Origin of the sequence: Wolbachia endosymbiont (group A) of Paraperithous gnathaulax (assembly GCF_964028485.1) — a bacterium.
GTDB classification, from domain to species: Bacteria; Pseudomonadota; Alphaproteobacteria; order Rickettsiales; family Anaplasmataceae; genus Wolbachia; species Wolbachia pipientis.
In genome coordinates this window covers 592,410-605,565 of record NZ_OZ034784.1, presented here as the reverse complement: position 1 = coordinate 605,565, position 13,156 = coordinate 592,410, and the positions used below count along the sequence as shown (strand labels likewise).

Genomic DNA, 13,156 nt, shown 5'->3' with positions numbered 1-13,156 from the left:
AAGTCAAGTTTTTTCATGTTTTTGTATAACAAGCAACGCAGGAGTAAAGAATAAAGTTAAAACCGTTGCAGCCAATATTCCACTTGCTATGGTTGTTGAAATGTCAACCCACCACTGGCTTGATGGAGCATCATATGTGATTTGTAGCGTAAAAAAATTGATATTTAACCTGGTAATCATCGGTATTAAACCAAGAACTGTGGTTGCAACGGTAAGCAATATTGGCCTAACGCGAGAAATTGCAGCGTTTATTACACATCGCTTGATGTCATTTTTGTGTACCTTAATTTGATGATGAAAGGCATCAAGCAATAGTATGTTATTATTCACTATAATTCCTGCCAAAGCAATTATCCCCACTCCACACATAACAACTACGAAAACTTGTTGGATAAGAAAGAAAACAAAAAACACACATGTTGTGGATAAAAACACTGCTGTCATTACGATAAATGTATGGTATACATTATTAAACTGTGTCACTAATACCAATATCATTAGTGTAATCGCTAATATAAAAGCCTTTAACAAAAATGCTCCTGATTTTTGTTGATCTTCTTTGTCGCCTTTAAAATCAATTTTTACTCCCTTGTCCCAATCCTGGGCAATAGAATTCTGAATGAACTTTACTCTTTCATCAACAAGATAGCCAGTATCAACGTCAGCAGAGATTGTCACTGTGCGTAATCCATCAATCCTGTTTAGTTTGTTTACCTTTTTTTCGGGAGCATATTTTACTATGTTGCTCATAGGATACGGGCCATTAACTGTATTGATAAAAAGATTGTCTATAGTCTTCATATTGCGGTCCTTTCTGGGGAAACGGAGTACAATATCGATTTCTTCATCCGTGTTATTTGGTCTATATTTTCCAATCAATACTCCATTTGTAACCATCTTTATAAAATCGCCAATGGTTGCAACACTTACTTCAGAGCTTGTAGCCTTACTCTTATCAACACTCATATTCCACTCTATTTCAGGTGCTGATCTGCTATCTTGAATATTTATAAACCCGGATGAAGGTTGGTTCATAATTTCTAGAATTTTCTCTGCTGCTAAATTCAAACTGGATACACTCCCGCTGAGGTTAATTTGTATTGGCTTGTCAGCCGACGGTCCTGGCTTTTCCTCTTGAACATTAATTATTATTCCTTTCATGTCTTGCACACTGCTCCTTATATCATTTAGTATGTGCTTAGCTTTGCGCCTGAAGCGCCAATCCATAAGTTCTAGTTGTATTCTGGCGATAACGTTGTCTGAAAATGCTCCTGATCTAGCATAAGAAACATGAATTTCTTTTTCAATGCTCAAAATGCGTTCTTCCACTTCTTTGAGTATCAGATCTCGTTCTTTGGCTGATAAGCTTTCTTTTGCTTTAACACTGATTAAAATATTATCTGAATCCACTTTCGGAAAAAACTTTACTCCAGGACCAAAAGTAAAGTACAGCACACTAAATGAAAACAAAACGAATACAGTAGCACATACGAATTTTTTAGGATGATCCAAAACCTTCTCTAGCATGCGTACGTAAGCTCTTATTATAGGCCCAGCATTTTTTATTTCACCACTTTCTATAGCACTCATTTTTTTTATTTCTTTTTTTGAAGTTATCGAAGGCTTACCAAATATTGCACCAAGTGTTGGTATAAAAACCAAAGCCATAATGAGCGATCCAGTCAAAGTTAGGATTATTGTAATTGGTATGTACTGCATGAATTTACCAACAGTATCAGGCCAGAATAATAGAGGAAAAAACACTGCTAATTTAGTTAACGTTGATGATAGAACCGGATAAAACATATCACGAACTGAAGTGTAAAAAGCTTCTACTTTGTCCATTCCGCAGATCATCTTTCTATCGGCATATTCGCTGATCACAATTGCATCATCAACCAACATGCCAACAGCCATAATTAAACTGAAGAGCACAACGATATTTAAGGTTATACCCATAAAGTAAAGAGCTATTATCCCAATGAGAAAGGAACCGGGTATCGAGAGTGCCACAAGAATAGCAATCCTTGTTCCCATAGAAAGCATCATTATGATCAATATTAACAACACAGCAAATATTATGCCGTTTTCCAAGTCATCAAGCACATCGCGGACGTTTTTTGACTGGTCGTTTAAGTACACCACTTTTAAATTTTCAGGTAATTGATCTTTTGCCTTATCCATTAAGTATTTTACTTGATTTACTGTGTCTATTATGTTTTTTCCGTTACGTTTTGAAATTCCTAGCACGACACTAGGTAATCCATTAATGCGAGCAAATCCTTGGTGATCCTCAAACCTAGGGTATACTTTTGCTATATCTTTGATTCTCAAAACTGCATCGCCTTGAGATCTAATAGGAATATTCATAATATCTTCTATATCTTTTAATAACCCTGATATTTTAATCGAATATTTACCGGTATCATTTTCCAGTGACCCAGCTCCCACTAGTCTGTTATTGCTTGATATAGCTTGGAATATTTCGTTTGATTGAATGTTATATTTTGTTAGAACTGTGGGCTCAACTATCACTTCCACTGTTTCTTTACGCATACCTGCCACTTCAACTTTGAGAACATTTGGCAGAGATTCTATTTCTTTCTTTAGCTTGCGTGCTATTTCAGTTAAGGCTCTTTCTGGCAAATTACCAATTAAGCCGACATTGAGTATCGGAAATAAGCTCAAGTTTATTTCATTGATTATCGGAGATTCCGCTTCAACAGGTAACTTCGATTTTATGTTTGAAAGCTTTGAACGGACATTATCGAGCACTTCTTTATTATCATACTCTGTTCCAAATTCGAGTATCATGTGAGCACCATCATTAGTTGCAAAAGCTCTCAATTCTCTTACACCTTCGATGGATCTTAGTTCATTTTCTATAGGAAGCACTAATAGCTTTTCACTATCTTGAGCAGAAATCCCAGGAAGTCCAACAAACACGCTGATTATAGGAATCTGTATACCAGGATTGCTTTCCCTTGGCATTTTTACATAAACGTATGAACCGAAGATAAAAATTACTATAAGTAATAATACCACCGCCCTGTTTCGCTCTATGAGTAAGCTCTGCATGTTGAATGTTAGCTGAATATGTGCGTTTGTACAATATTATAGTCGAGATACATTGCATATTAATTAATCCTTGTGTAGCTTTAAAACTTTACGCAAATAATTAAAATTTTTGCAAAATTGCAAGTATAAGAAAATTTCTGTATAATAATTCTAGAGCAGTATTTGAGAGGTTATTATGGTGGCAATTCTAAATATAACAAAAGGCAAAAATAAAGTTATTGTGTCTGGATTAGCTGGAGCTTTATCAGCTTTAATATTTTTAACAGCAATCCACATTGCCGCAAAGATAGCCATTATCGTTTCTGCTGCTGCAGTTACTTACTTATTACTTTCGCTGATTCATAAAATAAGAACTAAAAAAGAACAGCCTGCTGAAATTACTGGTGTTTCAGGAGATGAAGGTGAAGAAAAAGGTACCGTAAAAGAACCAAAAAGAACTGAAACTGAGCTAGCAGAAGAAATAATAAGGAAAAGAGCAGAAGAGCGCATGGAGAAAGGATCACTTGGTGGCCCTATAAATGCGTTTGGCGAACCAATTCTTGATGAATTTAAGAACACTGAAGGCAGTCATTCTGCTGATTATACAAAAACTATGGTAGTACCTGAGAAAATTATTCTTGACATGTCAGATGATAGAAATCCTGCACAAAATAACTCTAGCTCTATAAAGAATCAGATGAAATCTCTCCCTGAACACATGGATGTATCTGGTAATCCACTTCCTGAGCAGCCACCGAGCAACCTTACCAATATAGGGCTTGGATCATCTAAAAGTACGCAGAAACTATCTGCTGCAGACTTGCTATTACAGTATGGGAATGTAAATAATGATGTGAGGAAAGTGCTAGAATGGCCAATTACCTCAAAGGAGTTTAATGGGTTAGGGTTTAACAGGTAGTTGCTATATCAAACTCTCCATCTTATATTGAGGATCAGATGCAATGCCATACACTCTATTTGGCGGAGCAATTTTGTTCTCTATACCAAAAACTATACCTTCAATTATTGCTGTGAGTACTTTTTCAAGGTTACAATCTGTTCCAGGAACACGGTGCTCTAGGCGGCATCTTTTGGAATCGTTGCCAAAATAGGGAATTCTTATCGCAGCAGTTCTGTTATTTACTCCCCAACTAATCGTAGTTGGAGTGTGAATATCCGGATACTGAAATCTTAAATATGAATCATCATTTGGAGCAAAAAACAACATATGTTTTTTCATCATTGCACATAATCCACCAATACTATGAATCAGATAGTCACTGTACTTTTGCTCATTGATATAAAATAAGTTACCGTTATTTGAATTCACGAGATTAACATGCACATTTAATGCACTGCCTGCTCTATCCAAATAAGGCTTTGCTTTAAAAGAAACATTCCCACCTAGTTTTTGTGCTGTTTCAGTAAGTGATTGTTTTGCTAACTCAAAATGCTTAATTAAATTGTAGGAGTTCGTATAACAACCACTTTTTATCTCATACTGATGTGTAGAATTCTCCTTCTCGCAAGAAAATTCAAGAGATGCTATTTTATTTTTGATGCTATTCAGAAATAAGTATTCTTTTTCTATTCCTTCAATGTAAAACTCTAGTTCAATACCGAATACAGCATAACAACTCAAATTACTTAATATAATCATAAATTTGCTTCAGTAAATCTATATTAGGTTAGCTATATTTATATGAATACTTTACTTATTTGCCAGTAAATTTAACATCTTATTTATACATAATGTATTACTGTTTTTAATAGCATGCTTCTAATCCTCGATACAAGCGACATTTACAAATTGATCATTTTTTTGAAATAAAAATGATCAATTTTAATGTTTTTATACCCTTTACAACCCATCAAAAAATCACCATAATTTTTAGTATGTATTAAGTAGTATTAGCTTTTCATTTTGCAGTAAGCTATTGATTATCTTATATTTTTCTAATTATTGCTTTTTTCTTGGTGTGGTATATGAACTTAACTAGCCCTAAGGTTTCTACTATGTTTTTTGATCAGATTATTACAGTAACGGATCACAATGTTACTTGGGAAAAAATCCAAAATTGTCTTTATAATCTTTATGGAGAAGCAACATATAATAGCTGGCTGAGTTCACTAAAATTTGTCAGTAGCAGAAATGGGGAAGTTCTTTTATCCGTGTCAACAAGGTTTATAAAAGAGTGGATTACAGTTCATTACATGAAAAAAATATTATCATTATGGCAAAGCGAAGATAAAAGTATACGTTCTATTGATATTCAAGTAATTGAGGAGAGGAATTCAAATTTTAATGTTATACTAAAAAACAGAGAGGAAAGTAATCATAATCTTGGTTCGCCGCTGGATCCAAGGTTCACCTTTGATAATTTTGTAGTGGGAAAGCCAAATGAATTAGCATTTACGGCGGCAAAGCGTGTGGCAGAATCTATAGATCCAATATTAGGCAGCAATCCTTTGTTTCTATATGGTGGAGTGGGACTTGGTAAAACACATCTAATGCATGCTATAGCTTGGCACATAGTCAATTCCCCATCAGCAAAAAGAAAAGTGGTGTATTTATCAGCAGAGAAATTCATGTACCAATATATTACAGCGCTGCGAAGCAAAGATATTATGTTATTTAAAGAGCAATTTAGATCAGTAGATGTATTGATGGTAGATGATGTGCAATTTATCAGTGGTAAAGATAGTACACAAGAAGAATTTTTTCACACTTTCAATGCATTGATAGACCAAAATAAACAATTGGTTATATCAGCTGATAGGTCTCCTAGTGATCTTGATGGAGTGGAAGAAAGAATAAAATCACGACTCGGTTGGGGGTTGGTGGCAGATATTAATGAAACAACTTTTGAATTAAGGCTTGGTATATTGCAGGCAAAAGTGGAGCAGATGAATATGTATGTTCCGAAAGATGTCCTAGAGTTTTTAGCAAGGAACATAAAATCTAATATAAGAGAATTAGAAGGAGCATTAAATAAGGTTACCCATACCTCATTAATTGGAAGAAGTATGACGGTAGAATCAGCTAGTGAAACCCTAATCGATCTTCTTAGGTCAAATCATAGGTCAGTCACAATAGAAGAAATACAAAAGAAAGTAGCTGAATTTTTCAATATAAAGGTTGCAGATATGCAATCCAATAGAAGGCTTCGCAGTCTTGCAAGGCCAAGACAAATAGCTATGTATTTTGCCAAAAAATTTACGCAAAAAAGCCTACCAGATATTGGGAGAAACTTTGGTGGCAGAGACCATGCTACTGTTATACATGCAGTAAAACAAGTAGAAAATTTTATAAAGACCGACTCAAAATTTGCTGATGAAATCAATCGATTAAAAAAAATGTTTAAGTAGCGTTTTTAAAATAGCTAATAACAAATCCTAAAATGAATCGACTATAGTTTTAATCCGTTTAAGTTTAAAATCTTCTGTTAGCTTCGCAGAATACATTTCCTTATTGTGTTGATTATAGAAGGTAAATTCGTGATCATCTAAATTTAGTATTGCAAAGCCAAAGCCAAAAAAGTTTCTAACCTCGTGTGCTAAGTAGTTTTTACCATTTGAATAGTCAAATTCTACATTTTGATAAACAGATTCTTGATCTTGAGCGTGTAATGATGCACCACCGTTTCCAACTATAATTTGGTCTGGAACATTATCCATTAATAAAATCTGGGCTATATGAATGTGGCCAGAAATTATGGTAGTAACATTGCTTGGAAATTTATCTCCAAAAGCTTCGATTTGTGTAAGATTACCATGGCTTTTTAATGTCAAAAATTCTTTTTTTGGAGATCTCCAAAGCGGTTTATGAGTTAAAAACCACATGGGCTTGTCAGAACTATTTTGTATCAATTTATCAAATTGCCTCTCAAAAGCATCAATTGTGCTTTGGGTTGTAAAAATATCCTCACCGGATGAAGAGTCGAAGATAAAAAATTTCATCGGTCCAGCATCTAAGGACCAACTAGAAACGAAGTTTCCACATTTTTCAGACGAAAAGGGGTATGAATCTAGATACCTGAACCATCCTTCATAAGCTCTATCACAACTCTCATGGTTTCCACGAACAAAAAGGAAAGGGGATTGTGATAAAATATCCTTTGCAGGCTCAAACCAATCAGCGTACCAAACTTCTTTATTATATCCATAAATATCGCCACACTTTTTTGTATTTCTACATTTTGTTTGCCTATAATGATAATCACCAACATGGATAATTAAATCTGGTTTATGAAGGGCGATTGAATCTAAATTTTTTTTTAAAGGCCAGCTATCTACCGAATTACATTCCTGCTGAAATAACATATTTATTCTACAGCCCGTGTCACCAATGAAAGCAATTTTATTAACCTTTTTTGGTAATATAGGAACCCGTAGATCCTCAATACTAATGTTTTTGGCACTTGTTTGTACTGTCAGTTCACAAACTGTTTCGTTATGATCACCATTGTTAATTGAGCTGCGATTCAGCATTTCTGTTTCCTCGCCATCAACATAAACAATGGGACACATGTCATTGTCCGTAATTGCGCGTATGCTTAGTTTATTTTCTGGGATAACTTGAGACCATGTGTATAATATTTGTGCATGGACGAAATGAAAGCTAGTTATAAGAGAGAGAGCTAAAAAAATAAAGATATTAGCTATATTCATTTGTATAAAAACCTAAGTTAAAAATTAGTAGTAAGGTTATCTTAAATGATTAAAATTTATAATCACAAAATTCATAATCAAATTATACAAACAATTTCTAAATTATTCTAGTATCAGATTGACACTCTAGATGAAAAATTCTAAAATGATTAAGTAATTTAAAATAATTATATAAAAACTAGAATATAGTGCGGCCGTGGTGGAATTGGTAGACACGCAGCGTTGAGGTCGCTGTGGCTCATAAGGCCTTGGAAGTTCAAGTCTTCTCGGCCGCACCAGTTTTTATCGCTGTTTAATATGGGTAAAAATGTTTATAGGAAATCAGAGTAGCAATAAGGTAGAAAGAGCTATCAGCGAAATCAGGCGCGGTCGGCCAATTGTAATATATGATGAAAGTAATTACCTATTGTTTGCTGCTGCTGAGGCTTTAGAAAGAGATTTATTTAATCAATACAAGCTTACATCAAGTAATGTATATGTTACTTTAACTTCAAGTAAGGTAAAATACATATCTCAGAATAAAGAACATAACAGCAAACGTCTGTTGGTGAATAATTTTGATGAACTGCTCTATTTAATAAACTGTTCAAAGGAAGATTGCATAAAAGAGTTGCAATGCTCAAAGACAATAGATGAATGTGCTATTGCCTTGCTTAAGTTCTCAGAATTATTGCCATACGCGTTAGTGGCTGATATAACTTTTGAGAATAACCATGAAATGCGAAATTGGTGCGAGAAAAATGACGTTATTGCACTGGACACGTCATTCATAAATAATTTTCAAGAAAATCAGGATGTATATGAAGTGTGCAAAACATCATTATTTTTAAAACAGACTCAAGAAGTAAATATCATATCTTATAGAACCGAAAGTGGTGGAAGAGAACATCATGCAATTATCATTGGCAATCCAGATAAAGATGACGAACCATTAGTGAGAATTCATTCTTCGTGCTATACGGGTGACTTGTTAGATAGCTTGTCATGCGATTGCAGAAGTCAGTTACATCAAGCAATTCAAATGATAGCTGACTCTGGAAGTGGTATTATATTGTATTTGATGCAAGATGGAAGAGGCATTGGTTTAACTAATAAGTTAAGAGCGTACAGTATGCAAAGAGGACATAATCTTGATACTGTTGATGCAAATAGAATATTGGGTTTTGAAGATGATGAAAGGAGTTTTGCTGTTGCAGCTAAAATGCTTAAGAAATTGAACATTAACAAAATCCAATTACTTACAAACAATGATAGGAAATTGTCAGAATTGGAAAGTAGTGGTATAGGAGTTACAAAGTGTCTACCACTTATTGTGGAACGTAATAAATATAACGATTCATATATGGAGACAAAGTTTGGTAAATTAGGCCATAGATTAAGAGTTTTTTAGCTTTTTTGCTGTAACTACTTTGTTAATTTGCTATGTTTATTAACATAAGTTAAGATTTTTAGGAATACTAAAATGCTAAGATTTTTTAAGCGAGAAAAAAATACTGAATCCTTAGATAAGGATATAAATTGGAATTCAAACCGCTACAGCACAGTTATTGCTCAAAGGAATATTCTACTTTTATTTGCATTAATATTATTAGCAACGATCTCTATCAGCATATTAGTCATATTTAAAATTAGCACAAGTAGCACTATTGAGCCATTTGTTATAGAAATTGACAAGAAATCAGGAATAGTGCAATTGGTTGATCCTGTCACAGTAAAACAGTATTCTGCAGATGAAGCGCTAAACGATTATTTTATTTCAGAGTATATAAAAGCAAGGGAGGTTTTTGATCCATATCATTATAATTATAACTATTATACAAAGGTGAGGTTGTTTTCCTCACCTAATGTGTATAATGAATTTAGAAATTATGTAGGATCGCAGAATATGGATGATCTTTTTAATTTATATTCAGATACCAAAAGTGAATTTAAAATTCGCTCAATTCAAAAGTTGGGTAACGATGCTCTTCAGGTGAGATTTTTTGTGGAATTTACACGGAAAGATGGAAGTTCTACGAGAAAAAATAAGATAGTTATTATGTCATATAGATATGCATCGCTTGAAATGGATGATCAGCAAAGATATATTAACCCATTAGGATTTCAAGTTATTTCATATAGAGTAGATGATGAATATGTATAGGATATTATTAGTTTTAGCTTTACTTGTAAGTGGCAATTTAAACGCATCCATTAATTATAATGAGCCTATTTCTATAGATAGTAGAATAAAGACTTTTGTGTATAGCCCTAATGAAGTATTTACGGTGGTTTTTAGTCAGGGTTACTATTCTTATATTGAATTTGCGGAAGGAGAAAAAGTTAAAAATATCGCTGTTGGTGATGCATCAAGTTGGAAAATTAATCCTTATGACAATAAATTGCTTATCATGCCATTTGAAGTTAGTAGTCGCACTAACATGATTATTACGACAACTAAAAAAAGAAATTACATTTTTGATTTAATCTCAAGGCCAAACTACGATAAATACCCGGATACTGATGCTAAGAAAGTAGATCACGATTATTCTGCTGAAAAGGATATATCTTACGTAGTACGTTTTTATTATCCTCAAGAAGAAGGTGAATTTGATGTTGATTTAGATGAGGTTTCTTTACCTACTCAAATGCAATATACTACAGACAAGCTAGAAAAAATAATACAAGAAAATGATACGAAGTACAATTATACATATATTGATGAAGGTGGTAATGCGGATATAGTTCCGATCGAGTTATTTGATGATGGTTATTTAACCTATTTAAAATTTAGAAATAATAATAAAATACCTCAGGTTTTTGTAGAAGGGGAGGATAAACCTTGTAAAAGGCTGTTATTTGATGATTATGTTATAATAAAAGGAGTACATAAAAAGCTATTTATGCGTTATGAAGATGGTGAAGTTGAAATTATAAATAGGTCACTTTAGCTGTGGTACATGCAATATGAATAAAGAAAGGCGTAACAATTCAGAAGATGAATCAGAAATAGAGAATAAGGTAGTAACAGTTGGCTCTAATCAAGGTCATAGGGCATTGATGGTCATTATTTTAGTGCTTCTGGCTGGTGGAGTGTATTATCTCTATTTTAGTCCTTCTCCTAAAGAGGGTTCAGAAGTTATTAAAAAAGAGGAAACAAAGCAAAACGTTCAAGAATTGAAAGGAAAGTTGGAACAAGTTCCAGATAATGTAATGGTTCCTGAAAGAATAATAACTGATCCCTTACCACCCTTACCTCCTCTTCCTACACCACTAATCATACCAGAAATAAAACAAATTAGAAAAGAAGAAGTGATGAAAAAAGAAGAAGAGAAACCAAAAGAAACTCCTGTGTCAAATATACCTATTTTGCCAAAGCAAAATTTTCCTTCTAGTAATGTTATGGGCAATTTACCTACCTCGTTTCCTACAATAGGGGGTGGCGGTTATCCTAGAGACAGACGTAGTGCACAGATGTTGACAATTTCAGGTGGTAGTGGAGAGAACAAGGCTGCTGATGCTATTTTATCCGACACTTCAGCACAATCGAGCAAAGCTACCAGAGTAGGAAAGCTTGGTTTAATGATTACTCAAGGTAAAATTATTGATGCTGTTCTTGAAACTGCAATAAACTCTGATCTGCAAGGAATGCTGCGTGCTATGGTGAGTAGAGATGTTTATGCAGAAACTGGTGATACAGTTTTAATACCTAAAGGCTCAAGATTGATAGGCAGTTATTCATTTGACTCGAATGTTGCTAAATCTCGTGTAAATATAAACTGGAATAGAGTGATTCTGCCACATGGAATAGATATTGCAATCTCATCACTTAGTACTGACGAGCTTGGTAGAGCAGGAATAGCAGGAATAGTTGATAACAAAATAGTAAGTGCGTTATTCTCTTCGGTGACACTTGCTGGTGTTTCGATTGGTTCTGCTGTTATAGGGCAAAAGGCTTCTAATCTTGTTGATACGCTAACTGTCAGAGATGCAGTAAAGTCTATCACTGCAACCGAAATAGATTTTTCTTCTCTCCAACTCATTATTGACCCAGAAAAGAAGATATCTAGTGACAAATGGAAATTAGGCCTTGGGGCTATCGGAAGAATTCGGAGTGCCAAAAGCAGACAAGATTTACTAAAAATAATGAAAGAGGAAATAGCAAAAGCACTAGGAATTGAAGAAGACGAGGTAAATATAAGCCTGGAAATTGTAAATCAACTGTTAGAACAAATTCAAAGAAAAAGCAAGTCTGTTTATGATGAAGCAATCGGGAAATCAATCGAGGATTTTTCTAAAGATATGCGGGATGTAGTAGGCAGATATACAGATAAAAAACCAACTATTTATGTTGATCAAGGCACTGCATTGAAAGTATTTGTTAACCAAGATATAGTATTTCCTCCACAGGCAATATTAAATCAATGAAATGAACTATGCTGCACTTGATACATATTTGGAGCCATTACAAGGCATATTTCAAGAAGAAGGCGTAAATGAAATATCAATAAATAAGCCAAAGGAAGTATGGATTGAAAATCGCGGTGAAATAAGGTGTGAAAAATTAGAAGTATTCGATCTTAACCATTTGAAATCTCTTGGCAGACTGATTGCTCAAGCTACAGAACAAAAACTTAGCGAAGAAGCGCCGTTACTTTCGGCAACATTACCAAATGGTTATCGTATACAGATAGTATTTCCGCCAGCATGTGAACCTGATAAAGTAGTCATGTCGATTCGTAAGCCTTCTAGCATGCAGTTAGCACTCGATGATTACGAAAAAATGGGGGCTTTTTCTGAAACTGTTACAGAAGCAACTGATAATCCAGTTGACCGTCATTTGGATTTATTGTTAAGGCAAAAAAAAATAAAAGAGTTTTTAGAATACGCTGTAATAAGTAAGAAAAATATTATAATTAGTGGTGGAACTTCCACTGGTAAGACTACTTTTACTAATGCTACTTTGCGTGCTATTCCAGATGAGGAAAGAATTATTACTGTTGAGGATGCAAGGGAAATCGTTTTGAACGATCATCCCAATAAAGTCCATCTAATTGCCTCTAAAGGAGGGCAGGGCAGAGCAAAAGTAACCACTCAAGATTTGATAGAAGCGTGCTTACGTTTAAGGCCAGACAGAATAATAGTTGGTGAGCTCCGTGGAGCGGAAGCTTTTAGTTTTCTTAGGGCGATAAATACTGGTCACCCTGGATCAATATCAACCCTTCATGCGGATAGTCCAACAATGGCCCTTGAGCAAATAAAACTGATGGTTATGCAAGCAAACCTTGGCATTCCTCCAGACCAAATTATACCATACATTAGAAATGTGATTGATATTGTTATTCAGCTAAAAAGAACCGGTGGGGGCAAAAGAAGCATTTCTGAGATATTATTTACTAGATCTGCGAGCGAAAATGCTTAAATTTATACATAAGTTAAGGAAGAGTAG

Annotated in this window: 10 protein-coding genes and 1 tRNA gene; 8 read left to right on the top strand and 3 right to left on the bottom strand. The window is 34.3% G+C overall.

From position 1 onward, the window contains the following. Nucleotides 1-3 precede the first annotated feature (3 nt). On the bottom strand, nt 4-3,078 hold the full coding sequence (locus tag ABWU74_RS03180) for an efflux RND transporter permease subunit (RefSeq protein WP_208571588.1): 3,075 nt from the start codon (nt 3,076-3,078) through the stop codon (nt 4-6). Between the two features lie 175 nt (nt 3,079-3,253). On the opposite strand from ABWU74_RS03180, the gene ABWU74_RS03175 reads away from it, so the two are divergent. Continuing rightward, on the top strand, nt 3,254-3,976 hold the full coding sequence (locus ABWU74_RS03175) for a hypothetical protein (protein ID WP_138264854.1): 723 nt from the start codon (nt 3,254-3,256) through the stop codon (nt 3,974-3,976). A gap of 3 nt (nt 3,977-3,979) precedes the next feature. Here the strand turns inward: ABWU74_RS03175 and ABWU74_RS03170 are convergent, their stop codons facing one another. After that, nucleotides 3,980-4,717 (bottom strand): glutamine synthetase, encoded by a 738-nt coding sequence (locus ABWU74_RS03170; protein ID WP_010963182.1) that lies wholly within the window; start codon nt 4,715-4,717, stop codon nt 3,980-3,982. 326 nt (nt 4,718-5,043) lie between these two features. Between ABWU74_RS03170 and dnaA the strand changes: the two genes are divergently transcribed. After that, entirely contained in the window at nt 5,044-6,426 is a 1,383-nt protein-coding gene (dnaA, locus tag ABWU74_RS03165) for a chromosomal replication initiator protein DnaA (RefSeq protein ID WP_010962298.1), read from the top strand. A 27-nt stretch (nt 6,427-6,453) separates the two neighbouring features. On the opposite strand, the gene ABWU74_RS03160 is transcribed toward dnaA, so the two are convergent. Beyond that, a complete protein-coding gene (locus ABWU74_RS03160) occupies nt 6,454-7,728 on the bottom strand; it encodes a metallophosphoesterase (protein WP_209473146.1) in 1,275 nt (424 codons plus the stop codon). 190 nt (nt 7,729-7,918) lie between these two features. Between ABWU74_RS03160 and ABWU74_RS03155 the strand changes: the two genes are divergently transcribed. The 6 genes from ABWU74_RS03155 (at nt 7,919) to virB11 (ending at nt 13,129) form a co-directional block, all read left to right on the top strand. Further along, nucleotides 7,919-8,006 (top strand) — tRNA-Leu (locus ABWU74_RS03155). Between the two features lie 29 nt (nt 8,007-8,035). Further along, nucleotides 8,036-9,118 (top strand): GTP cyclohydrolase II, encoded by a 1,083-nt coding sequence (locus ABWU74_RS03150; RefSeq protein ID WP_353289432.1) that lies wholly within the window; start codon nt 8,036-8,038, stop codon nt 9,116-9,118. Between the two features lie 72 nt (nt 9,119-9,190). Beyond that, on the top strand, nt 9,191-9,871 hold the full coding sequence (locus ABWU74_RS03145) for a virB8 family protein (RefSeq protein ID WP_151807683.1): 681 nt from the start codon (nt 9,191-9,193) through the stop codon (nt 9,869-9,871). Beyond that, nucleotides 9,858-10,658: a P-type conjugative transfer protein VirB9 gene (gene virB9, locus ABWU74_RS03140; RefSeq protein ID WP_174515708.1), complete on the top strand. Its 801-nt coding sequence runs from the start codon at nt 9,858-9,860 to the stop codon at nt 10,656-10,658. The genes ABWU74_RS03145 and virB9 overlap by 14 nt, the downstream gene beginning before the upstream one ends. A 16-nt stretch (nt 10,659-10,674) precedes the next feature. After that, nucleotides 10,675-12,135: a TrbI/VirB10 family protein gene (locus ABWU74_RS03135; protein ID WP_010962301.1), complete on the top strand. Its 1,461-nt coding sequence runs from the start codon at nt 10,675-10,677 to the stop codon at nt 12,133-12,135. A gap of 1 nt (nt 12,136) precedes the next feature. Continuing rightward, on the top strand, nt 12,137-13,129 hold the full coding sequence (gene virB11 / locus ABWU74_RS03130) for a P-type DNA transfer ATPase VirB11 (RefSeq protein ID WP_010962302.1): 993 nt from the start codon (nt 12,137-12,139) through the stop codon (nt 13,127-13,129). The last annotated feature ends 27 nt before the right edge of the window (nt 13,130-13,156 follow it).

Bases quoted from the DNA above. Each gene is read 5' to 3' on its own strand.
- ABWU74_RS03180 (WP_208571588.1), bottom strand. From the start codon at position 3,078: ATGCAGAGCTTACTCATAGAGCGAAACAGGGCGGTGGTATTATTACTT.
- ABWU74_RS03175 (WP_138264854.1), top strand. From the start codon at position 3,254: ATGGTGGCAATTCTAAATATAACAAAAGGCAAAAATAAAGTTATTGTG.
- ABWU74_RS03170 (WP_010963182.1), bottom strand. From the start codon at position 4,717: ATGATTATATTAAGTAATTTGAGTTGTTATGCTGTATTCGGTATTGAA.
- dnaA (WP_010962298.1), top strand. From the start codon at position 5,044: ATGAACTTAACTAGCCCTAAGGTTTCTACTATGTTTTTTGATCAGATT.
- ABWU74_RS03160 (WP_209473146.1), bottom strand. From the start codon at position 7,728: ATGAATATAGCTAATATCTTTATTTTTTTAGCTCTCTCTCTTATAACT.
- ABWU74_RS03150 (WP_353289432.1), top strand. From the start codon at position 8,036: ATGTTTATAGGAAATCAGAGTAGCAATAAGGTAGAAAGAGCTATCAGC.
- ABWU74_RS03145 (WP_151807683.1), top strand. From the start codon at position 9,191: ATGCTAAGATTTTTTAAGCGAGAAAAAAATACTGAATCCTTAGATAAG.
- virB9 (WP_174515708.1), top strand. From the start codon at position 9,858: ATGAATATGTATAGGATATTATTAGTTTTAGCTTTACTTGTAAGTGGC.
- ABWU74_RS03135 (WP_010962301.1), top strand. From the start codon at position 10,675: ATGAATAAAGAAAGGCGTAACAATTCAGAAGATGAATCAGAAATAGAG.
- virB11 (WP_010962302.1), top strand. From the start codon at position 12,137: ATGAACTATGCTGCACTTGATACATATTTGGAGCCATTACAAGGCATA.